The sequence below is a fragment of the Bifidobacterium sp. W8112 genome (assembly GCF_016101425.1).
Lineage (GTDB): Bacteria > Actinomycetota > Actinomycetes > Actinomycetales > Bifidobacteriaceae > Bombiscardovia > Bombiscardovia apousia.
Genome location: NZ_JACFQN010000001.1, coordinates 235551 through 261639, shown reverse-complemented (window position 1 = coordinate 261639; position 26089 = coordinate 235551). Strand labels below are relative to the sequence as shown.

Sequence of the window (26089 nt, the reverse complement as noted above, 5' to 3'; positions counted from 1 at the left end):
GATACAAGATGTATTTGTATGAAACTAAATATGAAATATGCTAAAATTGCATTAAAATTATAGTAACCCGCCCCATCTGATCAGAACAGGCCAAGGGGGAAAATCAGGAATATCAGATTTAATTATCGCATCACAATGAAAAATGGTTTTTAGAATTTGATGCAGTAAGAATTTTGTCTAGAAGCAACTATGTCGAAAGTCAGTATAGAAAATAGCTGGATTGTGTAACCCAAAACCTTGAGGTGTTATATAAATATTTGAAACAAAAAACAGAAAAGCTTGAACACAATTCCGAAAATCTCAGTAAAGATGTTTGAAAACATAAAAAATGGTATAACATTCATACAAAAGCTAAAAACCCTAAATTTACAAGGTAAGGTGAATGCTGGACAATAATTCCAATTAATCGGCAAATAGTAGTATACATAAAGTAGCGAAGACTAAAATATATAAGTTTGATTTATTAACATAGAGAGGAGTAAAAGGCTTAATGACAACTTGATTAATCTCATAGAAATGATGCTTTAGATAAAGGTAAAGGGGCTAGGAAAATGAGTGAAACAAACGATAATATGGATAAATTAAATAAAATGCCTCATGGGGATCTTGAGGAGATTGAGAAAATAGCTCAAGAAGAGGTTAAGAAAGAACAAAAGGTTGAAAAGCTAAGCGCAAAAACACAAGAGGAATCTGCAAGAATATTGGAAGAGGCTGTTACTCTTTGCAAAGAAATCAACGATGCGTGATTCAGCGCGTGTACTTTGCAGGATGACACCCAAAATATCTCGAGAATTACCAATTTTGGTGTGTCTTGGAGTCCATGGCTGCAGATTATGTCAAATAAAGGTCTTTCTCATTTTGGTAGGCAAGGTCTTTGCATAAGTGTGAGCTATGCCATAACCTTTGTAAGATGATTATATAAATAGGGGGTTATGAAGGTGAAGGTTAAGTTTTATGCAGGTATTGTTCCAACGACTAGTTATATAAGCTGTCGATCAAGAATCTAAAAGGGTATAGTGCACAATTGCTGGGCTTCTTCTTAGCTTGAGCGGTGGCATCTCTCAGGGGTATTTTGTGGGGATGGTAGATCTTAATGCTCAGATAGTCGCCAAGGATTTTGAGTAATATCTGTTTTCTTTTAAGGATTGACATTGTCCCGCAGTCTCGGAATTTTGTGTATGAATACTATTTGGCCATTTTGGTCAAATAATTCGTGTGAATATTCTATCCCCGTTCAAAATTATTAGAAGGAGAGTGTGAAAATTTACAAGGCTCTTTCCGTAATTTTTATCGAAATTTAATGATAAAACTGATTGCGTCAACTTTTTAGGTTCCTTCTCTACATCATGAATTACCGTTTCATTAATGCCGCTCATGTTGAGAATACTTTACAAATGGCTTTAAAAGGCCTGTCTTTGTTGCTTCGGTGGTTGAGGCATCGTTAGACCTGAATGTACGAATGACATGATATACAAATAATCGTCAATAAGTCTCCCAGTTCCAGCTGGAGCACCAAATTTTTTTTGTAAGTGTTTGATATTGACTATATATCACTCTCGGGGGTCTAAGAGTGTGGCTGAAAGCCGAGCATTTATCCCCCCACTATTCTCTCAGCCGATGTCAGTTCTCCTGATATTGTAAGGTTGCATTACTCCGATCGGCACTGATAGCGATTTCTCATAAGATTTAAGATTCTCTAACCTAAACTGGTATGTTAAACAATGAACATGTTGATAAACGGTTATAGCAGTACAACAAAGCGATAGAAAATAAAAGCTATATTGTCAAAGCAATGCCTGCAATTGTGTCTTAATAGGATAATTCATCATAAAATTGACGGGACTCTGTTAAAGACGGCATTGAACAAATTAAGTGACATGCTGAAGCCATAGATCAGAAACGAGCGCTCTGCTCAAGACATGGCTAGACGGTTAGAAACAAATATACATAGATGAGTCGAAGGCAAAAGCTGTTAAGTTTTGCAAAAAGATATTGTCCAGACTTGTACAGAAATTTCCAGACTCTGCTCAGGAGACATGAGCGATAAATGAGTCAATATCTAAATAAATATACAGAATTCAAATTCTGTGATATAAAGTGTGGCACTGATATATCATTCACCGCTGGGACTATTCCATGTCCGAAGAAGAGACCCATGGATGCCCTGCACGAGCTGGTGAATGTGCGCAAATTACACAAGCCATATACGCTGGTAGTTAGACAAGGCACAGTCCATGACAGCAAGTCAAAGATAGCCACCCATCGTTTCCATACAGAACTATATGAACTGCTCTACAGGTAGAGGAACGTAAGATGGTGCCCCTCTGCTTGGACGAGAGCATCGCCTTCATTCTATAGAACACCTTATTTTTGAGTTAAGCCTTGGCAAAGGTCTCAGTAAAGGAACGTACATAAAGCATCAGGCCAGCAATTTCGTGACCATCTGCCTGACCTTTGCAACTGCGGACACAACGATTGCAGCGAGCTCACTCGACACGGTTGCAGTGCTCGCGCCAAGCGATTGGAGAGATCCTGGTTTTTCTGGTAAAAGCGGCGCTGAATGAGCTGGGGCGCATGTATCCGACCTGCCGGCCAATCCAGGCAACGTCCTCCTCGGTGGACGAGAGAAAATGACGGGCCCGGTCCATTCTTTGCTCTCTGATGTACCTGGCCAGACTTGTGCCGGTCTCACGCTTGAATGCCAGGCATAGACGTGTGCGTCCCACATACAGGGATTGGGCTATCCGATCAATGGAGAGGTCGCCGCCCAAGTGGGATCGGATGTGGGCTTTGACCTGCTGGACCAGGTCGCGGTCGTGTGACGGTTCGTGGCTCTGTACAAAGGCAGAGGAAGATTGGGCCAGCCTTGCAAGGAGTAGGTCGATGTGTGCTTTGATGAGGAACTCTGTCTGGCCCTGCCTCCCTGGGGCAAACTTTGACAGGGCGGTTGAAGCGGCCAGTGCAATATCGGATGGCCAGGGTTGGCAGAAGGCGTCAAAGAGTCCCTTGACCTGGCCGGGCCATTGGTTTTCCAGCTCCATGAAATAGTCGGGGAGGATGCAGATGCTCCGGGTCCGCGAGCGGAAGCCTGCCGGCATATGGTTGGTGACTGTTCCCGCCTGCTGTACCAAGGAGACCATATTGCCCTCCTGCTTCGTACATGGCTGCAACCCATAGGGAGCGTGGTTGGATGCCGGGCTTTCATCCAGGGTCAGGCAGGCGTAGTCGGTCACGGCGTACTCGTTGAAATCCATCTCGCGCAGGAAGGTGATGTCGTGCCATATGACCAGGCAATGAGGACCCGCTGGATTGGCTTGGAATCTTCCCTGACAGATGTCGCCATCGACCTGCCCTTCCAATCCTCCCGATCGGTGATGGAGTTCCATGCCGAGTTGCTCCGCCTGGGGGCGATAGAGGGTCTGAATCTCGCGGGATTCGGAGTATATCGTGTGGTCTGTCATGGCTCACCTGGTTTCATTTTGCCGGCTTTATGGCGATCTCGGCGGACTTTCGTTTTCGTTCGCACCTTTTATGGATTCATCCGTCGCTCTGTGACGGTCTTCCGGGCATTGACTTCTCAGATTACGTTCGATGGCAGCGAACGACAAGAGTTTTGGATGAACCTGGAGGAAAGAGATGACCACAGATCAGGCGGATTCGGGAAGCAAACCGGATCCTGCAGAAGGTAAAGCACAGGGCGGGGAAGGTGCGTCTAATCGTGAGAGGTCGCATGGGCGTAGTTCCCTCAGGCGGCTGCTTGATTTCGCCGGCCCTCGTAAGGTGTTCTCCTATCTCGGCTGTAGTCTGTCAGCCCTCTCCACGATTGCCGGTCTTGGACCCTACATCTGCATATGGCTGGCGGTAAAAGACCTCCTCGCCGTTGCTCCGGGGTGGTCTCAGGCTACGGAAATCGCCATTTATGGATGGCTGGGATTCGGGTTTGCGGCAGCTTCCGTCGTTCTGTACTGTGCAGGGCTGCTGATGACGCATCTGGCGGCTTTCAGGAGCGCATCCAACATGCGCAAAGCGGCCATAGGCCACCTGCTGAGCCTTCCCTTGGGGTATTTCGACCTCCATGCCTCCGGCGAGCTGCGTCGCACCATTGATGGCTCGGCGGGCGATACCGAGAATCTGCTCGCCCATATCCTCCCCGACGCGGCTGGATCCTTCGCCATGATTCTAGGCATGCCGATACTGATGCTGGTCTTCGACTGGCGTATGGGCCTGGCCTGCCTTTTTCCCATTCTGATAGCCCTGGTCTGTATCCGCATGATGATGAACGATCAGGGACAGTCCTTTATGACGGAATACCAGGATGCGCTGGTGCGGATGTCGAAGACCGGGACAGAATATGTCCGTGGTATTCCGGTCGTCAAGGTCTTCCAACAGACGGTGTACTCCTTCAAGGCGTTCCATGAGGCCATCGAGCATTACAGCCGAATAGCCAGGAACTATGCCATGCAAATCTGCCACCTGCCCCAGACCATTCAGATGACGGCCCTGAACGGGACCGTGATCTTCCTGATTCCTGTGGCCATCCTGCTGGCTTCGGGGCAGAGTGACTTCACCTCTTTTGTGGCCGATTTCGCCTTCTACGCCGTCTTCTCGGGCATGGTCCCCACGGCCATGATTCGTCTGCAGTTCTCCAGTGAGTCCTTCAGCAAGGCCGACGATGCCTTGGACAGGATTGCCGGCGTGCTCAGCAGTGATCCTCTGACGGTAGCTGACGAACCGGAACGCCCGAAGTCGGCAGATGCTTCCCTGGAACATGTGTCATATACCTATCCAGGTGCTGATCTCCCGGCACTGGATCGGATTGATTTCAAGGTGCCGGAGGGTGGAATGGTCGCTCTGGTCGGTCCCTCGGGAGGCGGCAAATCGACCTGTGCCAGTCTGTTGCCACGTTTTTGGGATGTGGATTCGGGCAGGGTCGCTGTGGGTGGCATTGATGTCAGATCCATCGATCCACATGATCTGATGGGGCAGGTCGCCTTTGTCTTCCAGACCAACAGGCTCTTTTCGACCACCCTCCTGGAGAACGTTCGCGCAGCCAGACCGGACGCCGCTCCTGAGCAGGTTATGGAGGCATTGAGAGCGGCCCAATGCATGGACATCGTTGACAAGCTTCCCGAGGGGCTGGATACTATGCTCGGCTCAGGTGGAACCTACCTTTCCGGGGGAGAGGTCCAGCGTGTGGCCCTGGCCAGGGCAATCCTCAAGGAGTCTCCCATTGTGGTCCTGGATGAGGCGACTGCTTTTGCCGATCCCGAGAATGAATTCTTGATACAGAAGGCGCTGGCCGAATTGACACGCGGCGAAGGGGGCCGACGGCGAACCGTTCTCATGATCGCCCACCGTCTATCGACTGTGGCTCATGTCGATCGAATCCTGGTGCTGGATGGGGGTCACCTGGTTGAGCAGGGCACTCACCGCCAGCTTCTTGATGCGCAGGGTACCTATGCCCGTATCTGGTCTGATTATGAACGGGCGGTCTCCTGGAAGGTCGACAACTCTCCGAAGGCTGCCGCCGGAACGGGTCAAAATCCCGCAGGCCCCATTGCGGGTGAGAAGCACGTCGTTCCCGGTGTCGGGCCATTCGCTACGGACTCGTCTACCGGTGATTCCGACATCCAGAGGAAAGGAGGTGAGGCATAAGTGTTCGCCTCATTCAAGAAGAAGTACGCCCTGTCCGACCGAGGCATGAAGATCGTGGTTTTGGGAACGCTGTGGACCACACTGACCAATCTGATTATCATGGCGGGAACGGCCTCCCTTCTGCTGGTCATGAACGCTTTTGTTGAGCACCTGACGGCAGGGGCGCCTCTGCCGAAAGTCCTGCCCTATCTGGCCGGTCTCCTGGTCTTTGCGCTTATTCTCTTCGGCACCTCCTGGTTCCAGTACAGTTATTCCTACGGTGCGGTCTTCAGCCAGACCGGAACCCAGCGGATCGACCTGGCCGAGAGACTGCGCAAACTGCCGCTCTCATTTTTCGGGCGGCGTGACCTGGCTGATCTGACCGATACCATTCTGGGTGACGTGGCCACCATGGAACATGCCTACGCCCATGCGCTGAGCCAGCTCTATGGCGCAGTCGTTTCATCCGTCCTGATATTCCTGTCGCTTCTGCCCATCAATTGGGCACTTGATTTGGCTGCATTCTGGAGCGTGCCGGTGGCTTTCACCATCATCTTTGCCACTCGACGATTCGTTGAAGCTTCGTCACGGCGTACGAGGCAGGCCCAGATTCGGGTCAGTGACGGCATTCAGGAGGCGCTTGACTGCGTTCGGGAGATTCACGCCACCAACCAGGAAGAGAGGTATCTGGAAAGGCTCTCCTCGACCATCGATGACACCGAAGCCACTACGGTCCGAACCGAGATGACCAATGGCCTTATATTGAACTCCGCCATGGTGGTTTTGAGGTTGGGTGTGGCAACGACCTTCCTGGTGGCTGCCGGATTGATCATCCAGGGCAGGATCGACTTCATGGTCATGTTCCTATTCCTCCTGATGGTCTCACGGATTTACTCGCCCTTTGATCAGGCGCTGATGCTGGTTTCGGAGCTCTTCCAATCCCAGGGCTCAGCCCGGCGGATTCGCTCCATCAACGAGGAACCTGTAACCGAGGGGAGTACGGAATTTCATCCCGATGGGCACGATATCGTCTTCGACCACGTTGCCTTCTCCTATCCCGGCCTTGCTGGTAAGGCGGCGGGTGAGCCGGTTCTTGAAGATGTTGGTTTCACTGCCAAGGAGGGGGAGATTACGGCCCTGGTTGGCCCCTCGGGGTCCGGTAAATCGACCTGTGCTCGGTTGGCGGCTCGTTTCTGGGATACCGCTTCAGGTTCCATCACCGTAGGAGGGGTGGATGTGAGCAAGGTGGATCCGGAGGTTCTCCTGCGGGACTATGCCGTGGTCTTCCAGGACGTGATGCTCTTTGACGACACGGTCATGGGCAATATTCGGATGGGGCGGTGCGGTGCCAGTGACGAGGAGGTGTTGGCTGCGGCCAGGGCCGCCAACTGCGACCAGTTTGTATCGCGCCTGCCACAGGGGTACGAGACGATGATTGGTGAAAACGGTTCCAGGCTTTCCGGAGGTGAGCGGCAACGAATCTCCATTGCCAGAGCCATTCTCAAGGACGCCCCGATTGTCCTGCTTGACGAGGCCACTGCCTCCCTGGATGTGGAGAACGAGACGCAGGTGCAGGAAGCCCTGTCGCAATTACTGGTGGAGAAGACCGTCATGGTCATTGCCCACCGGATGCGCACTGTTGAGCAGGCCGACAAGATTGTCGTTCTTGACCATGGGCGTGTGGTCGAGCAGGGTTCTCCGCAGGAGCTTATGGCTGCAGATGGTGAGTTTGCGCGGATGGTTCGCTTGCAGGGCGAGAGCGCAGACTGGTCCTTATAGAAAAAGCTTGAATCGGCTGCATGGAGGAGCCAGGAAATCAGGTTCGTTTTGCAGGAATCAAGGCTCGTCAGCTCCTTGAGCAACGTGGGCAACATCAAGCTGCCCCTGCTCTATGCAGGGGCACTAGGCAAGGAGCATTCCGAAAGATTCGGCCAGGTGGCGGACTCTCTGGGCATTGGGTCTATATTTGGCAAAAACCGCTTGAATATTCCGGTGGGGAAAAGCAAGAGCAGTCTTCGCATGGGTCGTTATTCTGAATTCCGAGCCTGTTTTTGCTGATGAGCCTGCTGCCGCTCTCGATTCAGCGAACAGGTCGAGGATCATCGCTCTGCTCTTTGCCCTGAACCACGATTCGGGATCCACAATCGTCACCGTTGCGCATGACGCCTCATTGGCTGACCAGCATGATCGAATCATCAAACTTCAACGTAAGGTCTAGAACATGGGTTTCTGGATTATGGTATTCGCGGCTTTGCTCGGCTTGGCACTGATGGTTCGGGGATTCGTATTGGGCAAGAAGGACAAGCGCTGGTTTGCGCTGTGCATATTGGGCGCAGCAAGCCTGGCATTCGCCGTTTGGCTTGCTATATGAGCACCCGGTGAAACAATGCCGACTGCCAGCATCAGGTAAGTATGAGTACAGATCGCTGTCGGGCGGGATTGAGTGTGCCCAGTATGTGGCTGGACATACTGCGCAGGGGGAAACCTGATAGGTTCAAGCAACTTGTAGTTCTGCCTGGGGTGCTTCGTGGGAGGGATCGATCCTTCCCAGTATAAAAAGAGTCTGACATGGCCTCTTCCATCTGTAGAAGTCGGATAACGGTTCTCGTTGTGGCAAAAGCAACGCCCAACAACCTGCGAGACACATTGTTTCCGCTCGGGGAACTCCAGCATTTGAGATTCAGGCATTTGAGCAAATCGCTTGCTGAAGCCATGGATGAGGAAACCAGGTTCTGGGAGATAGTGTTTTGTTTTGCCAGAGAGGCTGCGGGGGGGGGGCTGCAGATGTCTTATTAGGGGAACCGCAGAGATTCCGTATTGCCGATGGCTGATCGAATTAATAAGTGAGTTTTTTATCTTTATATGAATGTGTGGCAGAAAAAAATCCTCTGCAGCAAACGGGCGCCATGCTTTCAACTTCCATCGTGCTTGCTGTTACTGCAGTGCTTGTGTTTTTGGCAGTTCGTGGTTTCAAATGGGATGTGGAGTGAGTTTGGAACCCAAAGTGTCATTGATTAAACATGTTTGAAAGTTGAAATATTCAAGCAAGTTGTAAGTCATCCATGCCACCAGCCATAGGACGGTTGGAGGGCCAAACTCGGTTTTTCTCTTAGTTGTTTGTCCATGTCTGGGACTGTAACACCATACTCTGTTGATTTGATTTAGCTCGTCCACGCTACCCTCAACTCCTGCGGTTATTTCTCCTGATATGAATCCGGTCTTGCCGTCAGCCGGGCGGCGGGGGCCGCTATCATGAGAGCCGGAACAGGATCGAGCGGGTCCTTCGAATCGGGGCCCGATGAAGGAATGCGTGTATGGCGGATATGGTTGACGATCACAATGACGACGAAGGCCCGGACCTGGGCAGGACCTACCACAGCGGTCCGGTCATCATGCGCGGGCCCATGATTCCCGAGGCGGACGCCAATGCTGGTTTGCTCTCGTCTGGCGGTGACACAGACTGGCTGCATATGGATCCTTGGCGTGTGCTGCGCATCCAGGCTGAGTTCGTCGACGGGTTCGGCGCGCTGGCGGAGCTGGGGCCAGCTGCTGCAATCTTTGGATCAGCCCGGACCGGCCGTGATGATCCCAACTACGCTGCTGCGCGCAAGATGGGCGGCGACCTGGCCAAGGCCGGTATGGCGGTCATCACCGGGGGAGGGCCTGGCATCATGGAGGCGGCCAACAAGGGCGCTGCTGAGGTCGGTGGCAAGTCCGTCGGCCTGGGCATCGAATTGCCCATGGAGCAGGGACTAAACCGCTGGGTGAATCTGGGCATCACCTTCCGCTACTTCTTCGTACGCAAGATGATGTTCATGAAATACTCCTCGGGCATCATCGTCTGCCCCGGCGGGTTCGGCACCCTGGATGAGATGTTTGAAGTGCTGACCCTGGTCCAAACCCATAAGGCACCCAGCATGCCCATCGTCCTCTTCGACAGGGCCTACTGGCAGGGGCTCTTCGATTGGATCTCAGACACGGTGAGGCAGCGGGGCATGATCTCTGATCTGGACCCCGATCTGGTCATCCGCACTGATGATCCCGATGAGGCTGTGCAGGCCATTCTGCGTCACCGTGCCTGAATAATAGGTGAGCGGCGGTCAGCGGGCGCGGGTGGCCATGATCATGCCCGTGCCGATGGGCAGCAGGCAGGATTCCCAGGCATCGTCCTTGCTCATGGCCTCCATGATGGTGCGTAAGGTGGTCGTTTTGTCGGATCTATTGGCCGGGTTGAGCACGCCGCCCTTGTCAGGCTCGTCCAGCAGGTCAAAGGCATCCGTGAAGATCAGCTGTCCCCGGTCCTTGAGCAGGCGTGGAGCCTGGTCCATAACCTGTTGGTAGTTGTCCCCATTGCCTGAGACGACGATAAGGTCGTAGTCGCTGGGGTTGAGTCTGGGGAAGTAGGTTCGGGCAGCAGCGTTGACCGCCCGCAGCCTCATGCCTGGGTGGGCTTTCTCCATGCCCGCGAATATTTTTTTGACCAGAGAGGTGCCTTGGGCTGTGGAGTCGACGGCGGTGAACTGGCCATGACCATGCAGGCCTGTCATCAGGCGCAGGGCTTCGACCACGGAGCCGTTGCCGACCAGGATGATGGATGCCGGAGCGTTCCGGCCAGCCAAAAACTGCAGGAAGGCGCCTTGAGACCGGGAACATTGGGCGAATCCGGCCTCCGAAGCCTTGTCTCGCAAGGTCTGCAACTTGTCGGATTCGACGTTCAGAGCGCTTGCCTCGGCGAATTCCCATCCTCTGGCGATGTTGTTGTACGAGGTTTTGTCCATGCTAACCATGGTAACGACTAGAGGGCACAAGCCTGTCGCCAGCTCATGCTGCCCTGTGTATGCATGAGTCTGACTATTCCTTGACGGCTTCGACCAGCTTCCACATCTCTTCACCCACGTCGATCCCTCGGGGGCAGGGTCGGGTGCAGGCTCGTATGGACTGGCATGCCTGGATTCCGTCCACCTGGTCAATGGCCTCAAGTCGTTCCTGGCGATGGCTGTCGCGCGAATCGTTGATGAATCGAGCCGCTGCGATCATGGCTGCCGGGCCGGCAAAGGCTTCACCGCCCGCATAAATAGGGCAGGCGCCCTGGCATAGCCCGCAGGCGATGCAGGTGCTGAGCAGTTCATACCGGGCCAGCTCTTCCGGGGTTTGCCGGTATTCCGACGATGGCTTTGTGTCGACCGCCTTTGCCTGGGCCGATTGGTTGCCATCAGCCGAGGAATCATTATGGAGCAGATACGGCTTGAAGCGTCGAATCTGCTCAAACATGGCATCGGTGTCCACTATCAGGTCTCTGAGCGGGGTGAAGCCGGGAAGCGGGCGGATCTCCACTGCTGAAGATTCTGCAATGTTTGAAGTTTTTGTAAGGTGCGTGGCATCTATAAGGCCTGTAGCTTCTGAAAGTTCTGCAGGGCCTGCTGTGCCCACAGGATCCGTAGCCGAGAAGTCTGAGGCCGTTGAGTCTGAGACCGAATCCGGATGTGATGCCGACGGGGGTATGGCCGTTTTGGGTGTCGCTGTGCCGGTGCGACGGAAGGCTGGAGACTGTTGGACCTGCGGAGTTCCATTAACTACACCGGGTGAGGCGTAGGCGTTCGGCATGGTCTTGGATGCAGACAGGCAGTCGGCGATGGTAGCTGTGCAGAGCAGATCCGGGCGGCCGTTGATGAGCACGGCATCCGACCCACACATGCCATGGCCACAGGAGTACCGGAAGTTCAGTGTGGGGTCCACCTCTCGCTTGATCTGCAGAAGGGCATCCAGAACGGTGCGCTGTGGGGCGATTCGAATCGTGTACTCCTGCGTCCAGCGGCGACCTCGAGCCCGTCGACTGCCTGTTGTGGCGAAAGGATTGCTTTTGGAGAATGGGTTGGTTCGTGCCGGCCGCTCTGATTGAGGTCGTGGGGTAAACCGGGCTATTCGGAAGGTCACCGGGCGGGGATCGCGGTCCGATCCGGATGCCTTGGATCCGTCTGATTCCGTGGACTGTGATGTCACGGTTGCTCCTGTCCTTGTTCGGGAAACGGCCCGATGCCCACTGATATGCGCGGACTCCATCCTATCCCTGCCTGATCTGGATAGGTGTCGAGCGGTTGCCTGTCTGAACAGATTGGGCTCAGAGTTCATCATCAGAGCCCATCAGTAGTTGCGACCCTTGGGAGGCATGTCGACGATATGAACGGGCTGCCAGGAGACGTTTTCATTGGCATCGATCATGGTGTGAGCCAGGTAGTGTTCGTCATCACGCTGCGGATAATCGCTCCGGTACAGGGCGCCGCGGGATTCCTGACGCCGTAGGCTGGCGTTCAACACAGCCCGAGCCAGGGTCAGCAGGTTGTCCACCTCCATGATGGCGGTCACCTCCTGGTTAAGCACTGCCGTGTCACTGTGTGCATGCAGCTGTCTGGCATCGGCATCCAGGTGATCCAGGCCGCGCAAACCCCTTTCGATGCTGCTCTGATCGCATCGGACGGCAACGGCCTCCTCCATCAGCCGTCCCAGTCGGCCCATCAGTGCGTAAGGGTTGTTCAGGCTGGCATCGTCACCGGTGTCGGGTTCTTCGCCTTGGTTGTCGGCCAATGCTGGTTCCGTGGGCTCCGCCTTGCTTGCGCCAGCCAGCAACACGTCCATGAAGGCCTGACGCCTTTGCAGGGCTGGTGCGAGCGGAGACGTGTCGGTCATGTCGTTTGGCTCGTCGGCTTTGGGCATGGCGGCGGCGATGGTCTGTCCGGTTCTGGTGCCGAAGAGGCAGGCATCCAGCAGGGAGTTGCCGCCCAGTCGGTTGGCTCCGTGAACGCTGACACAGGAGCATTCCCCGGCCGCGAACAGTCCGTCGACGACTCGACGGCGTCCATCCTGCCAGCGATAGACACGGCCGCGATCCGTGATGGGGATGCCTCCCATGGTGTAGTGGGCGGTGGGTTTGACCGGAACCATGTCCACAGTGGGATCCAGTTGGGCGTAGCGATGGATGGTCTCGGTGACCTGGGGGAGCAGGGCGGTCATGCGCTGGCCGTCAATGCCGGTCATGTCCAGCCAGACGCAATCATGAGGCCCGTCCGGGTCCGATGGATCGGCCACCCCGCGACCTGCATCAATCTCGGCCATGATGGAACGGCTGACCACATCCCTGGCGGCCAGGTCGCCGTGTCCCGGCGCGTAGTCCTGCATGAAGGCCCGGCCCTGACTGTTCCTGAGCACGCCGCCTTCTGCGCGGGAGGCTTCTGAAAGCAGGATGCCCGTGTGGCCCAGGCCGGTGGGGTGGAATTGGATGAACTCCACATCCTCCAGCTGCAGGCCGGCCTGCAGGGCGAGCGCCATGCCGTCGCCGGTCAGATCCCAGGAGTTGGAGGTCGTATGGAAGAGTCGGCCGGCCCCGCCCGTGCACAGGACGATATTGTCGGCTTGGATGGCCTGCAGTTTGCCGGCGTGGGTGTCCAGGACGATCAGTCCACGGGCCTGGCCGCCGGATTCCTCATCAGCAGGAGGGTCGACGACCAGATCAGTCACATACCATTCCTCAGCGAACTCGACTCCCAGGTGCAGGCACTGCTGCCAAAGGGCGTGCAGGATCTGATGGCCGATACGGTCGGCTGCATAGGCTGCTCTCCGGACTGGATGGCCGCCATAATCGGCGGTATGGCCGCCAAACTTCCGCTGGGCGATGTGCCCGTCTTCGGTTCTTGAGAAGGCCACCCCGTCATGCTCCAGCTCGATGACGATCCCCGGGGCCTGCTCGGCCAGAATCCGCACGGCATCCTGGTCAGCCAGCCAGTCGCTGCCCTTGATGGTGTCGTAGTAGTGCCAATGCCAGTCGTCTTTCTCCTGGTTGCCCAGACTGGCCGCGATGCCGCCCTCCGCTGATCCGGTGTGGGAGCGCAGGGGTTGCAGCTTGGAGACGACCAGGACCTTTGGCGATAAGCTGCTTTCGCTCCGGTTGCTCTCCAGAGCCCTGTACAGTCCCAGGGCGGTTGACAACCCGGCCGCTCCGGCTCCGACGATGACGGCATCATAGCGGTTTCTGACCTTCTGCGGATTCATACCATTGATACTGTCACAACCCGTTGATAGTGGTGGCCCTTCGGGTCCATGTCTGCTTACGCGGGCAGAATGGGTCTTATGACCGAACTTTCCTTCTCCCAGCAGGTGTATCAGGTCGTCAGGCGGATCCCTCGCGGCAAGGTAGCCACCTACGGTCAGGTCGCCTCCCTGACTGGTCATCCGCGCAACGCCAGGTTCGTAGGTTATGCGCTTCATGACAACCCCGAACCCGGGGTGATTCCCTGTCATCGCGTGGTCTTCCGCGATGGTTCTCTGGCGCCGGGATTCGCCTTTGGCGGTCCGGAACGTCAGCGTCAGCTGCTGGAGGATGAGGGCGTTCATTTTGTTCCTCCGCGTAGTGACGAATCGGCTGGTGCAGACGGCTGGGTGGTGGATTTGGACCGCTGCCGCTGGCAGGCCTGACTCTTCGGGTGCTCAGCTACGACGCATCCGTCCTGCATGTTGATGAGACCACGAATCTCTAGGGATCCCAGCAGTTGCATCAGATGCCTGACAGAGAACTCATGTCCCTGATCGGCCAGTTCCGCGCGAAGCTGTCCCGTCATGGGAGGACCATTCCGACGCTGGCAGATGCGGATAGCCGCCAGCACGGTTGCCTCTTCCTTGGTTAGACACTCGTCATCTGCTTTTTTGCATTCACTGTCAGTCCCCGAATTTGATGGCTGGGTTGAAGAATCCTCTCTGTTCTGAGAGTGGGTTGAAGGTCCGTCTCTATCAGTCCGGGACTGTTCGAGCGCGGTTGGGTCCGATTGACCACCGTTGATGGTCTGGGCCGGATGATCCGAACCAACCGTCGGTATGCGTCGCGCGTTCTGCCTGTTGATTTGGTTATCACACGATTCGGTGGAACTGACTGAAGCGGAGGCTTCTTGACGGACGGACTTGCCGGGGTGAACCGGTCCATGGGCAGGGTGGCAAATGTCTCGGATGTCGGATGCAGATAGGAGTAGCTCCGCCTTGCCCTCATGGATGAGCCGGTTGCAGCCAGTGTTTTCCGGTTGATCGATTCTGCCAGGAGCGGCCAGTACGCGACGACCCAATTCGACGCCCCAGTTGGCTGTGTTCAACGCGCCTGATCTGTGCCGTGCCTGTGCCACCACGATGTCGGAGGCTAGGGCGGCGATGATCCGGTTCCGCAGCAGGAACCGACGCGCCTCGGGGATGGTTCCGGGCGGCAACTCGCTGATCAGTGCGCCGCCATCTGCCTCGATGTTTTCGAACAGACGACTGTTGCGTTTGGGACCCATGTGCAGCAAGCCTCCGGCAAAAACGGCGACCGTGCGTCCGCCGCCAGCAGCCAGGGCTCCCCAGTGGGCGGCGGCATCCGTGCCCATGGCCCCGCCGGAGACGACCAGGTGGCCTTCGCCGGCAGCCTTCCTGGCTATCTGGTGAGCAGTGGACCGACCATACTCGTCACATGTCCTTGACCCGACCACGGCCAAGGGTCGGTCACAGCAGATCAATGTTTCGGGATTGCCTTGCCCCCACAGGCAGAGGGGAGGGGCCCAATCAGAGCGGCGTGCCAGGTCATCCACCTGGCCTGGCCAGCAGGGATCGCTTGGGGTCAACACCCAGAATCGTCCACCGCCAGTCATTATGGTCCGCACCTGGTCGGTGTCCATGGCAAGCAAGGGTGTCAGGCGTCTTCGCCAGGAGTTGCTGATCTTGTGGAACCGGGTGAGATCCTCGGGGCTCGTTTGTCGTCCCCACCGAGCCGTCCCCTTCAGAAAGCGTTCATCCAGTCTCGTGCGAGCAGCATCATGATGGCTGTCAGTCCCTGCCTGGTTTGGCGCTCTTAGTTCGATCAGATTTCGACAAAGATCGGCCGCCTGGTCTGAGCCCAGAAGACAAGCAATCATAAAAGCATCGGGGCCATCTGCCGCTAGAGTCAGCACGGTTCTGGCAAGCCAGTCGCTTTCGACCATGGCCATCGGCTGCGGCTGGCTCTCGGGCATGGTCTTCATCATGGGTTGGGCCATCTCAGACGGCCCTTGTTCTGAGCAGGATGCCGGTGGTCACATCGTCGGCACCGGGGCTGGTCCGTCCGTCCAGGTCTGACAGAGTCCATGCCAGGCGCATGGTTCGGTCGGCCCCGCGCAGACTGATCCGCTGCCTGCGCAGGGCCTGGTCGACGACCAAACGTGCCTTGGCTGATGTGTTCTGGCGCAGCCATTCGCCGCTGATCTGGGCGTTGCAGGTCCAGCCTTCCTTGTGGAAACGCTCTGTTGCCGTCTGGCGGGCGCGGGTCACACGCTGGCGGATCTGAGCGCTGTGCTGGCGCGGACGGTGGTCGTCGAATCCCGGGTCGGTCACCGGGGGGACCGTGGTCTGGATGTCGATGCGGTCCATGATGGGTCCTGAGAGCCTGTTCCAGTAGCGGAGGCGTTCGCGGGGCGTGCAGGTGCAGCGCTCGCCGGTGCCGTATCCGTATCCGCAGGGGCAGGGGTTGGCAGCCATGACCAGCTGGAAACGAGCCGGGAAGGTGGTGCTGCCCTTGGCGCGGGATAGGAAGATTCGCCCGATCTCCAGGGGCTCGCGCAGGGATTGGATCACCCTTGGGGAGAATTCCGGGGCTTCATCCATGAAGAGGACGCCGCGGTGGGCACGGGTGATGGCGCCAGGCGTGGCCAGTCCGGCGCCGCCACCAACCATGGCCGCCATGGAGATCGTATGATGAGGAGCCTCGAAGGGCGGCACATCGGAGATCCCATACTGGCTCAGCGTGCCGCACAGGGATCGGATGGAGGCCACCTCCAGTTGTTGAACAGCATCCAGGACGGGCATGATGCTGGGAAGCCGTGCAGCCAGCATGCTTTTGCCGGCTCCTGGAGGACCGACCATGAGCATGTGATGGCCGCCGGCTGCAGCTACCATCATGGCCCACTTGGTCTCCTCCTGGCCGATCACATCAGCCATGTCCGGCTTGGGCGGAGACGGGTCGGCATTGGCGGGTGAGTTGTCTTCATGACCTGAGTTATTGGGATCCACACTCGCTATGGCGGTTGACTTGTCGGTGTCTAGGTGGCTGTCTAGCTCAGGGGCGGTGATCCTGCTTCGCCCGCCCAAGGCCTGGATAAGCTGGCCCAGGTGGCGTAGTCCCACGACCTCGATATCGGGTACCAGATGAGCCTCGTCCAGGTTGTCTGCAGGGACGAAAGCCCGCGTGATCCCCTGGGATCTGGCCTGCGTCAGGATGGGCAGCAGACCGTTGATGGGCAGAATCGTGCCATCCAGGTTGAGTTCGCCCAATATGACCGTATGGTCCAGGCCTTCCGTCGGCAGCGCACCGCCGGCTTCGAGAACGCTGGTCGCAATGGCCAGGTCGTGTGAGGAGCCGTGCTTGGGTTTTGAAGCTGGGGACATGTTGACGGTGACCCTGGTCTGCGGCCATCGGAATCCGCAGGCTGAGCAGGCGGATTTGACCCGTTCCCGCGACTCGGACAAGGAGGCATCCGGCAGGCCGATGATGGAGAAGTAGGGCAGACCTGGCGAGATGAAGGACTGCACGTGGATCAGGAAGGCCTTGAGACCTATCAGTCCCACGGATTCAGCGGATCCGAGACGCATCAGAAGGCCTCCCTGGTGTGTCTGAGGAAGACCGATCCCGGATTCCATCCGCCCCTGCCCGAACGGTTGGATCCCCTGACGGCCTCGGCGGATGCCGGACAGGAAGCCGGGGGATGGGAGCCCTCGGAATGCATGCTTCTGCCAGGGTCGGACTTGACTGACAGGCTGATGACATCGAAACGGGTGCCGCGATGCCGTGTGCTGGGATCTCGGTCATGGCTGATCAGCCATTGGACTGCAGCGCGACGAAGGTGGGTCTGTTTGCGCGGGCCGACAGCCTGTTCTGGGGATCCGAACCGGCCGGTGCGTCTGGTTTTGACCTCAACGAATACCAAAGTCGCCTCCGGATCCAGGGCGATGATGTCCAGCTCGCCGAACCGGCTTCTCCAATTCCGGGACAGGATTCTCCAGTTCCGTTGTCTCAGCCACTGGCAGGCGTAGTCCTCGCCCAAACGTCCGAGTTCTCGGCTGCTTACGCCCTTGGCCCTGATCTGTCGCTCAACATCTGCCAGCTCCATGTCGATGGATTCATGGTTGCTCGTATTTAACCTTGTTCTTCCAGGCCGCCTGGTTTCTGGATTGTCGGCGGACCTTGTGGAAGCAGGCAGAGCGCTTATGGGCTGCGCGACCGTTGAGTCTGGGATCTTAATATCGGCATCAGTGCTGCCACCCCGGTCGTTGAAAATTGTGCGGAGATTACTTGGTCTAGTCAGTGCTTGTGTGTCCATGTTTCTAGGAGACCACTGGAAGGAGGTCGGCGACTAATAGAACCGGGCATGTGGTCGAATGAACCTGCGCACGCACGAAAGTGGATGAACGAGTGGATTGACGATGCAGACGCTGTACCTATTGCGCTTATCTCTGCATCAGGCAGAGGCGGCAAAGGCAAGAAGGACTGAGACAGAAACCAAGCAAAGCGGAATCAAGAAAAGCAGAACCAAGGAAGCAGCAACGAGTGACACCAAGTAAAGCAAATAAGCAAAGGGAGCAGGGCAACAGGCAGATAAAAAGACCGGAAGACACCGCCGGCGAATTCGCTGGCAACGCCTTCCGGTCTGCTGTGGTCAACCCATCTCTATGACTGATTTATCAGCTTGTCGACCGGTTATTTGGTCGGCAACAATAAGGCGATTGAGTTGGTCTGGATTCCATTCATCCACCTTGGTTTTCCAAACTTGACGAATGCTCGGACTTCTAGACTGCTTCACCGACCTTGGGCTTACTGCTCCTGCATCAGAGCAGTCATCTGCCTCAGATCCAGCTCGAAGCTGACACCGCGCTGCTGATAGTCGGGCTGATTGCGTGTGTGCTGCATGGCCGAGCGGACGAATTCGCCGGCGATCCGGGAGGCATCAGCCAGGCCTCGTCCTGCAAAGAGCGCCCCGCAGAGGCTGGAGGCGAAGGCATCGCCGGTTCCGTGAATCATGAAGGGGAGCTTGTCGTGGATCAGCTCGGTGCGCTCGCTGACCCCGCCATGATCTGCCGAGGCCACGAAGTTGCGCAGCTTGCCGTCCTTCCGATCGATGCCCTTGATGATGACGTTTTTCGCGCCCATGTCCAGCAGGCGGCCCAGACGCTCGCCAACCTGGGCATCGTCGAGGTCCTGGCCTTCGTAGTCGATGCCGGTCAGCAGACTGACCTCGGTCAGGTTGGGCATGAGCAGGTCGGCTCCATCGACCAGATTGGTCACGGCCCGGCACATCTCCTCGGTGTAGGTGGGGTACATGGATCCGCCGTCGCCCATGACCGGGTCGACCAGCCGCAGAGCCTTGGGGTATTCCCGATACATGCGCTGAATGATGTCGACCTGCTCGGCGCTGCCCAGGAACCCGCTGTAGATCCCGTCCAGGTCGACGCCCTCCTTCTGCCAGGCATCCAGGTATCCCGGCAGCATTTCAGTGGTGTCGTGGAAGGTGTAATCCTTGAACATGGTATGCGCGCTGAACAGGGCTGTGGGCACCGGGCAAACGTCGCATCCGGCTGCCGAAAGGATGGGGATGGCGGCCGTCAGCGAGCACTTGCCATACCCGCACATGTCATGCACAGCGGCGACTCGGGGAATGTACTTGCTGTCGCGCTGGTAGAGCCTGTTCTGATCGTCCGTCTGTCCGGCCATCTCTTGAACTCCTTCATGCCTGCTGAGGCTGTTCGCAGCGGAGCCTTCTCCGTTGCTTACTCGACTCTACAGCGGAGGGATTGAACGGGCACCGCCGCGTGTGGAATGGCGAGATGGAAAAGGGCGCGTTTTCAACCTTTTGGAAGCTGTTATAAAAAAGGACGATACCGAAAAGTCCGTTCTGGCTTGAACAGGTGGGCTTGTGCCGCTTATGGTCACATTCAAGAACATGGACGAGGACGCACGTCACCAACAGATAGGAATCGACATGACCGACCAGAACCCGCACAAGTACCATTTCGAGACGCTTCAGCTCCACGTGGGCCAGGAGCAGGCCGACCCCGCCACTGATTCCCGGGCCGTGCCCATCTACGCCACCACCAGCTACGTCTTCCACGACTTCGATCACGCCGAGGCCCGATTCGCGCTGAAGGATCCGGGCAACATCTACGGTCGTCTGACCAACTCCACCCAGGGGGTCTTCGAGGACAGGATCGCCGCCCTGGAGAACGGCACCGCTGGTTTGGCTGTGGCTTCGGGAGCGGCAGCGGTGGAGTATGCTTTCCGGAACATCACCCAGACCGGGGACCATATCGTATCTTCCAAGAACATCTACGGCGGCACCTTCAACCTCCTCAAGCACACTCTGCCCCGCGATGGTGTCGAGACCACCTTCGTGGATCCTTCGGACCCGTCCAACTTCGAGTCGGCCATCCAGGAGAACACCAAGCTGGTCTTCTTCGAGACCTTCGGCAACCCCAACGCCGACCTGCCCGACTTCGAGGCCATCTCCAAGATCGCCCATGACCACAACTTGCCGGTAATCGTCGACAACACGTTTGCCACTCCTTACCTCTTCCGTCCGCTGGAGCACGGGGCTGACATCGTCGTGGAATCGGCCACCAAGTTCATCGGCGGCCATGGCACCACCCTGGGCGGGGTCGTCGTGGAAGGCGGGCAGTTCGACTGGGCGGCAGTGCCCGGCAAGTTCCCCACCTTGACCGAACCCGATCCCAGCTACCACGGTCTGCGCTTCTATCAGGATCTGGGGGCTGCGGCCTTCGTCACCCGCATTCGCGCCATTCTCCTGCGTGACACCGGCGCCGTCATCTCGCCCTTTGCAGCCTTCCTCCTCCTGCAGGGGACCGAGACGCTCTCGCTGAGGGTTGAGCGTCACGTCGAGAACGCCCTGAAAGTAGTGGATTATCTGCAGACCGTGCCGGAGGTGGAGTCGGTCAGCCATCCGGCCATCGAGGGGCGTCCCGACCACGAGCTCTACAAGCGCTACTTCCCCAACGGCGCCGGGTCCATCTTCACCTTCGATCTGAAGGGCGGCAAGGATGCGGCCAGGGTCTTCATCAACAACCTGCATCTCTTCTCCCTTCTGGCCAACGTGGCTGATGTGAAGTCGCTGGCCATCCATCCGGCATCGACCACTCACTCCCAGGAGACGCCGGAGGAGCTGGAGGATCAGGCCATCCATCCCGGTACCATCAGGCTCTCCATCGGCACGGAGAACATCGAGGACATTCTGGATGACCTCAAGGGTGCCTTCCAGGCATTGAAGGAGTCCGGTCTGGCCAAGTAACCGGCAACCACACTTCCTTCTTGGTGTCATATCTGCGTGATATACGACCGAGAAGGCACAGAAGCAGAAGGTGCCTGTCGAAACCTCATTACGTTTCGATGGGCGCCTTTGCATATGCCTCCCCTTCCTTCTCCAGTGGCAGACAGCACCTGACCAGTGAGGTGGCAATATTGCGGTAGGTAAGATGGAAGCATGAAACATGGAGCAAAGACGAGGGCGTCTTCCGATCCGTCGTCCGGTGCGGGGAAACCGAGGCAGATAGCTCAGGTGGCCATCAAGGCCAAGGGACTGACCAAGGACTATGGGAGTGGGGAGAACCTGGTTCATGCTTTGCGGGGCGTGGATGTCGAATTCGAACGGGGCAGGTTCACGGTCATCATGGGTCCTTCCGGGTCGGGCAAGTCCACCCTCATGCATACCTTGGCGGGCTTGGACACCGTTACCTCCGGACATGTCTACCTGAACGGGACCGATGCCGCCGGTGTGAAGAGCAGGCGGGCCCGTCGTCGAGGAGGGCAGAGGGGAGTGGTCGACCTGACCAAGCTCAACGACAATCAGCTGACCCTCTTGAGGCGCCAGAGCCTGGGCTTCATTTTCCAGAGTTTCAACCTCCTGCCCATGTTTACGGCCAAGCAGAACATCCTCATGCCTCTGATCCTGGATGGGGCCAAGCCAGACACAGCCTGGTTGGATGTTCTGGCCAAGACCCTGGGCCTGGAGGAGAGGCTGAGCCACCGACCCAGCGAGCTTTCTGGCGGTCAACAGCAACGTGTGGCCATCGCCAGGGCCCTCATCACCAAACCTTCCATTGTCTTTGCAGACGAACCCACCGGAAACCTGGACACGGCCTCTTCGACCGAAGTGCTCAGCTTCCTGCGGGATTCGGTCCGCGAGTTGGGGCAGACCATCATCATGGTCACGCATGATGTCTTTGCGGCCTCCTTTGCCGACCGGGCTTTGGTATTTGCGGATGGGCGAATCGTGGCAGACCAGGACAGACCCACTATGGATTCCATGAATGCCTTGCTCTCCGAGGAAGTCATGGCCTCTACAGCTACAGCTGACTCGGCTGCTCATCGCTGAGGGAACGCTTATGTGGTTCGTTGCTAGAAAAATGATGCGGCATGACCTGGGCATGATGGTTCCCGCCGGCATCGCCATTGTCGTCGGAACACTGTTCATTGCCATGACCTTCCTCTTCGGCAACACTATGGATGTTTCCATGCGGCGTATGGTCTCATCCGATGCTGCCCAGGCCAACTACGCCATCATCCCAGCGGAAGGCAACCATTCAGAGCAGAAAAGGGTGAAGGACTTCAAAACAGAGGAGCTGGCAAAAGTCCCAGGCGTTCACGCAGTCAGATCAGACACCCAGCTCATGGTGGATGTCCGCGCCGGCAAGGTCAAGAGCGAGAGCGTGATTGCCATTCCTATGGCGGATTCATCGCTGATGCCGGTTGGTCTGTCCAAAGGATCCTGGCCCAGTGCTGATGACCAGGTGGTCCTACCCGGGCCGACTGTGTCCAGGCTCAAGCTTTCCCTCGGTGACAAGGTGAATCTGAACCTGTCGCCTAACATGCTGTATATTTCTGAGGACCTTGGGCCGAAAGGGCAAGCCAGCGCTGACCAGGTTGCGGGCAGGTTCGTATCGAGGCCGCTGACCTTGTCGGGGGTCAGTTCGAACCAGGGCAACGAGGGCGGCGAGTTTGGCGAGTCGGGCGGCGCAATCGTGCTGACCCCCAAGACCATAGATGCCTTTATGGCTACAGCAGGTCTTGGCGACATGGGTAACCTGTATGCCCAGAACATCTACCTGAATGTTGGCGGGCAGGGCAGCGACCTCGATGGGAGTCTGGCCTCTTTGCGCAAGCTCATGCCTTCCGGCTATTCCCTTGAAGACCGTCACACTATGGAGGACCGACTGGTCAAGACCGCGCTCGGCGGTTCCCAAAACCCCGTGACCACCTTCCTTCTGGTCTTTGGCACGCTGGCCATGTTCGTGGCTGCCACCGTCATAGCCAACACTTTCCAGGTCATGGTCGCTCGGCAACGTCGCTACCTGGCCCTCCTGAGGACGATTGGCGCCAATAAGAGCCAGGTCAGGACCAGCGTCCTGATGCGTTCCATCATCCTGGGCGCTGTGGCTTCCCTGATCGGGGTCGGCGCCGCCATCGGAATCATGGCCATTCTGGGTGTAGCCAAGGCTCATACGAGTTCCCTCTACTTCCAATTGAAGCTGACTCCGGCAGTTATCCTGGTGCCTCTCGTTTTCGGCATCGTCGTTACGGTTTTGGCCTCCCTGGGATCTTCATGGGCCGCCACCAGGGTCAGTCCTTTGGAGGCGCTGAGGCCTGCCGATCTTTTGCAGAACAAGCGGACGAGCAGAATACGACTGTTTGTCAGCGTGGTCATGATTCTGCTGGGCATCACCATGACGGTCTGGTCTCTCTGGCATGTCAGGCTCAATGTCACGGCAGACAAGGCCAGCAAGGCATCCGGAGACGGGCCGAATATCGTCGCTGCCATGGCTGTCATCGGCATTGTCCTTGCCTTCCTAGGTATCCTTTTCAGTGCCAATCGTTGGATTCCTTTCATGCTCAAGGGAGTCGGGTCCCTGGTTTCGCGGATCGGGCCCTCGTCCACAATCGCCGTGGCTAACATTGCACGGAATCATTCCCGTGTGGCGGCAACAGGCACCGCCCTCCTGATCGGCGTAACGCTGGTCGCCACCTTGACCACAGGCGCCGCCAGCGCCAAGCAGACCATGGCCGACATGATGGATGAGCACTACTCGGTCGATCTGCAGATCAGCGCCGATGGCCTGGATACCAAGGCTCTGAACGCCATTCGACGGATCGACGGGGTCGCGCAGGCCGAACTGGTGCCCCAGTATGCTGCCATGGTCAAATCAGGCGGCGAGAACGGTGCAGGAATGACTATTTTCGCTCTGGATTCAAACAAGATCGATCGCCTCCTGAATGCCAAGGTCGGCAGGGATCTTTCAGGACAAGATGCCCTTCTACTTCCCAAAAGCCTCATGGATAGACAGAAGGATTTTCATGACGGCGGAAATCTGGGACTCAATGTGCTCAACCCAATTCAAGGCGACGCTCAAGGCGGATCTGCATCGGTGGCTCAAAGACTCTTCGTGACCAGTGTCTACGCGCCCTTCCAGGGGATTGATGCCAGCAATTTATATGGCCTGACCGACTCATCCTCACTCAATGGCGTTCAGCCTCAGACCGTGCAGATCTGGGCCAAGGTCGATGGCTCGCCAACAGTCTCGGCGTTCATAGACAAGGTGAAGAGTGCGCTTTCTGGGTATTCGGCTGTTTCTGTGAAGGGCGGGCTGGCTGAGAAGCGACAGTGGGACCGGACCATCGACAACCTGCTCATGATCATCCTGGCCCTGCTGGCGGTGGCAGTTGCCATCGCATTGATCGGCGTGGCCAACACGCTTTCCCTTTCGGCGCTGGAACGTCGGCGTGAGTCCGCCACCCTGCGGGCCATCGGGATGACCCGCAAGCAGATCAGGCGGTCCTTGGCTGTGGAGTCAGGGCTGATAGCCCTGGGGTCGTCCTTGTCTGGCATGGTCCTGGGCCTGCTTTTCGGCTGGGCTGCAGCCTATGAGATTTTCTCCTCTCTGGGTACGGTGGCTTTCCCCATTCCTTGGACCATAGGCATAGTGATTCTGCTGGTGGCGCTCGTAGCCGCAATCTTGGCAAGCGTCCTGCCTGCAAGACGCGTCAACCGGACTCCACCGGTCGTGGCTCTTGCTGAGGAATGACGGTAAGCAACCAGCGCGCATCATAAGCACAGCCTTTATCTCAGCGCGCCTTGGTCGGCGCCGGGAATGATTGATTTGTCTCCCCAGATGCCGTCTTCACTGCTGCTGCTTGGAAGCGAGCCGGCTTGAGCGAAGGGACCTTGATATTCCCGGAGTCAATCAAGGGGATCCAGGTAACTGTTTCAATCTCTTGGTCCGATGGTTGCATGTCTTGAGGCTCACGTCTTTTGCGCTGAACATGATGTTCTTCATCTCCCAGATGTCCATCCCCGCCGCCCCGCGTTGATTTGGATGGTGCCAGCCTAACAGGAAGAGTTTTTCAGCGCACTCATCCGTAAGAATGATTATTTTCATCCCTCCTAGGGACCATATCGCGGCAGCTGATAGCCGCATAGGGTCGGAAGCTAACGGGAGAAAGGCTTCCTGGCGGATAAGGAGCACCATGCAGAACAAAGCGGATACTTCACCTTCACAAGGGTTAATCGACAGTGCAGGCCCAGGCGTCGCGGGACCGCCGGCCGTCAGCGCCAGGCAGCTGACCAAGGATTATGGGCAAGGTTCGAATGCTGTCCATGCCCTGCGCGGAATCGACGTGAATTTCGAGCAAGGCCGGTTCACGGCCATCATGGGGCCTTCAGGTTCGGGCAAGTCAACGCTCATGCACGTTCTGGCCGGTCTGGATACTGTCACCTCTGGCCATGTCTATATGGCCGCTGATCTTCTGCAGCCGAAGAGTAGACATCGTCATCATCCATCGATTGATCAGGCTGGCCGAGTCGATCTGACACGACTGGACGACCGTCAGCTGACCCTGATCAGGCGACGACATCTGGGATTCATCTTCCAGAGCTTCAACCTGCTGCCTATGTTCACGGCCAAACAGAACATCCTCATGCCGCTGGTATTGGACGGCGTTCGGTCTGACAGCTCGTGGATGGAGCAGCTGGTAGAGACGCTGGGTTTGTCGGAGAGGCTGAACCATCTTCCCGGTGAATTATCCGGGGGGCAGCAGCAGCGGGTCGCCATCGCCAGAGCGCTAATAACCAAACCCGGTCTGGTCTTCGCGGACGAACCGACGGGGAACCTGGACCTGGCAGCCAGCACTGGTGTTCTGAAGTTCCTGCGCGATTCCGTACGCGAGCTGAATCAGACCGTCATCATGGTCACTCACGATGCCTATGCCGCATCCTATGCCGACCGTGCGCTGGTCTTTGCCGACGGACAGATCGTTGCGGACCGACAGAATCCGACGGTGAAAGCCATGAACGATCTTCTGGCTGAACAAGTTTCGGCTGGTGCTGCTGGCTATTCCCAGGTACAGGACTAGGGGATG

At 57.0% G+C, this 26089-nt stretch carries 18 protein-coding genes; 10 read left to right on the top strand and 8 right to left on the bottom strand.

Going from position 1 to position 26089, the window contains the following annotated elements; genetic code table 11:
- Positions 1-551 precede the first annotated feature (551 nt).
- Entirely contained in the window at positions 552-746 is a 195-nt protein-coding gene (locus tag H3T92_RS01040; RefSeq protein WP_144085801.1) for a hypothetical protein, read from the top strand.
- Positions 747-2486: 1740 nt separating this feature from the next.
- Here the strand turns inward: H3T92_RS01040 and H3T92_RS01035 are convergent.
- A complete protein-coding gene (locus H3T92_RS01035) occupies positions 2487-3461 on the bottom strand; it encodes a helix-turn-helix domain-containing protein (protein ID WP_144085802.1) in 975 nt (324 codons plus the stop codon).
- Between the two features lie 175 nt (positions 3462-3636).
- Between H3T92_RS01035 and H3T92_RS01030 the strand changes: the two genes are divergently transcribed.
- From H3T92_RS01030 to H3T92_RS01015, 4 genes are all read left to right on the top strand, one after another.
- Positions 3637-5655: an ABC transporter ATP-binding protein gene (locus tag H3T92_RS01030; RefSeq protein WP_144085803.1), complete on the top strand. Its 2019-nt coding sequence runs from the start codon at positions 3637-3639 to the stop codon at positions 5653-5655.
- Positions 5656-7413: an ABC transporter ATP-binding protein gene (locus tag H3T92_RS01025; RefSeq protein ID WP_186279423.1), complete on the top strand. Its 1758-nt coding sequence runs from the start codon at positions 5656-5658 to the stop codon at positions 7411-7413. It abuts the gene before it with no gap.
- Between the two features lie 442 nt (positions 7414-7855).
- Positions 7856-8005 (top strand): hypothetical protein, encoded by a 150-nt coding sequence (locus H3T92_RS01020; protein ID WP_186279424.1) that lies wholly within the window; start codon positions 7856-7858, stop codon positions 8003-8005.
- 943 nt (positions 8006-8948) lie between these two features.
- Positions 8949-9716: a TIGR00730 family Rossman fold protein gene (locus H3T92_RS01015; RefSeq protein WP_144085804.1), complete on the top strand. Its 768-nt coding sequence runs from the start codon at positions 8949-8951 to the stop codon at positions 9714-9716.
- Positions 9717-9734: 18 nt separating this feature from the next.
- Here H3T92_RS01015 and H3T92_RS01010 read toward each other — a convergent pair whose 3' ends face one another.
- From H3T92_RS01010 to H3T92_RS01000, 3 genes are all read right to left on the bottom strand, one after another.
- Positions 9735-10412, bottom strand: a complete 678-nt coding sequence (locus tag H3T92_RS01010; RefSeq protein WP_186279425.1) for an O-methyltransferase — start codon at positions 10410-10412, stop codon at positions 9735-9737.
- A 73-nt stretch (positions 10413-10485) separates the two neighbouring features.
- Complete coding sequence (locus H3T92_RS01005) at positions 10486-11568, bottom strand: succinate dehydrogenase/fumarate reductase iron-sulfur subunit (RefSeq protein WP_260804475.1); 1083 nt, start codon at positions 11566-11568, stop codon at positions 10486-10488.
- A 207-nt stretch (positions 11569-11775) separates the two neighbouring features.
- Entirely contained in the window at positions 11776-13677 is a 1902-nt protein-coding gene (locus tag H3T92_RS01000; RefSeq protein ID WP_144085807.1) for an FAD-dependent oxidoreductase, read from the bottom strand.
- A 78-nt stretch (positions 13678-13755) separates the two neighbouring features.
- Here H3T92_RS01000 and H3T92_RS00995 point away from each other — a divergent pair, with 78 nt between their 5' ends.
- A complete protein-coding gene (locus H3T92_RS00995) occupies positions 13756-14100 on the top strand; it encodes an MGMT family protein (RefSeq protein ID WP_024626499.1) in 345 nt (114 codons plus the stop codon).
- On the opposite strand, the gene H3T92_RS00990 is transcribed toward H3T92_RS00995, so the two are convergent.
- The 4 genes from H3T92_RS00990 to H3T92_RS00975 form a co-directional block, all read right to left on the bottom strand.
- Positions 14016-15677 (bottom strand): DNA-processing protein DprA, encoded by a 1662-nt coding sequence (locus tag H3T92_RS00990; RefSeq protein ID WP_232341816.1) that lies wholly within the window; start codon positions 15675-15677, stop codon positions 14016-14018. The two genes, H3T92_RS00995 and H3T92_RS00990, sit on opposite strands and share 85 nt — an antisense overlap.
- Before the next feature lies 1 nt (position 15678).
- Entirely contained in the window at positions 15679-17265 is a 1587-nt protein-coding gene (locus H3T92_RS00985) for a YifB family Mg chelatase-like AAA ATPase (RefSeq protein ID WP_144085808.1), read from the bottom strand.
- A complete protein-coding gene (locus H3T92_RS00980; RefSeq protein ID WP_144085809.1) occupies positions 17265-17783 on the bottom strand; it encodes a YraN family protein in 519 nt (172 codons plus the stop codon). Before H3T92_RS00980 ends, H3T92_RS00985 begins: the two co-directional genes overlap by 1 nt.
- Positions 17784-18484: 701 nt before the next feature.
- Complete coding sequence (locus H3T92_RS00975; RefSeq protein ID WP_198189254.1) at positions 18485-19381, bottom strand: pyridoxamine kinase; 897 nt, start codon at positions 19379-19381, stop codon at positions 18485-18487.
- A 268-nt stretch (positions 19382-19649) separates the two neighbouring features.
- Here H3T92_RS00975 and H3T92_RS00970 point away from each other — a divergent pair, with 268 nt between their 5' ends.
- The 4 genes from H3T92_RS00970 to H3T92_RS00955 all read left to right on the top strand — a co-directional run bounded on the left by H3T92_RS00970 (position 19650) and on the right by H3T92_RS00955 (position 26083).
- Positions 19650-20969: an O-acetylhomoserine aminocarboxypropyltransferase/cysteine synthase family protein gene (locus H3T92_RS00970; RefSeq protein WP_045925083.1), complete on the top strand. Its 1320-nt coding sequence runs from the start codon at positions 19650-19652 to the stop codon at positions 20967-20969.
- 192 nt (positions 20970-21161) lie between these two features.
- Positions 21162-22052 carry an ABC transporter ATP-binding protein gene (locus tag H3T92_RS00965; RefSeq protein ID WP_232341815.1) on the top strand — a complete coding sequence of 297 codons (891 nt, stop codon included), beginning with the start codon at positions 21162-21164 and terminating at the stop codon, positions 22050-22052.
- A 10-nt stretch (positions 22053-22062) separates the two neighbouring features.
- Positions 22063-24756, top strand: coding sequence for an ABC transporter permease (locus tag H3T92_RS00960; protein WP_198189253.1), 2694 nt, complete (start codon positions 22063-22065; stop codon positions 24754-24756).
- Positions 24757-25198: 442 nt separating this feature from the next.
- On the top strand, positions 25199-26083 hold the full coding sequence (locus H3T92_RS00955) for an ABC transporter ATP-binding protein (protein ID WP_198189252.1): 885 nt from the start codon (positions 25199-25201) through the stop codon (positions 26081-26083).
- Positions 26084-26089 lie beyond the last annotated feature (6 nt).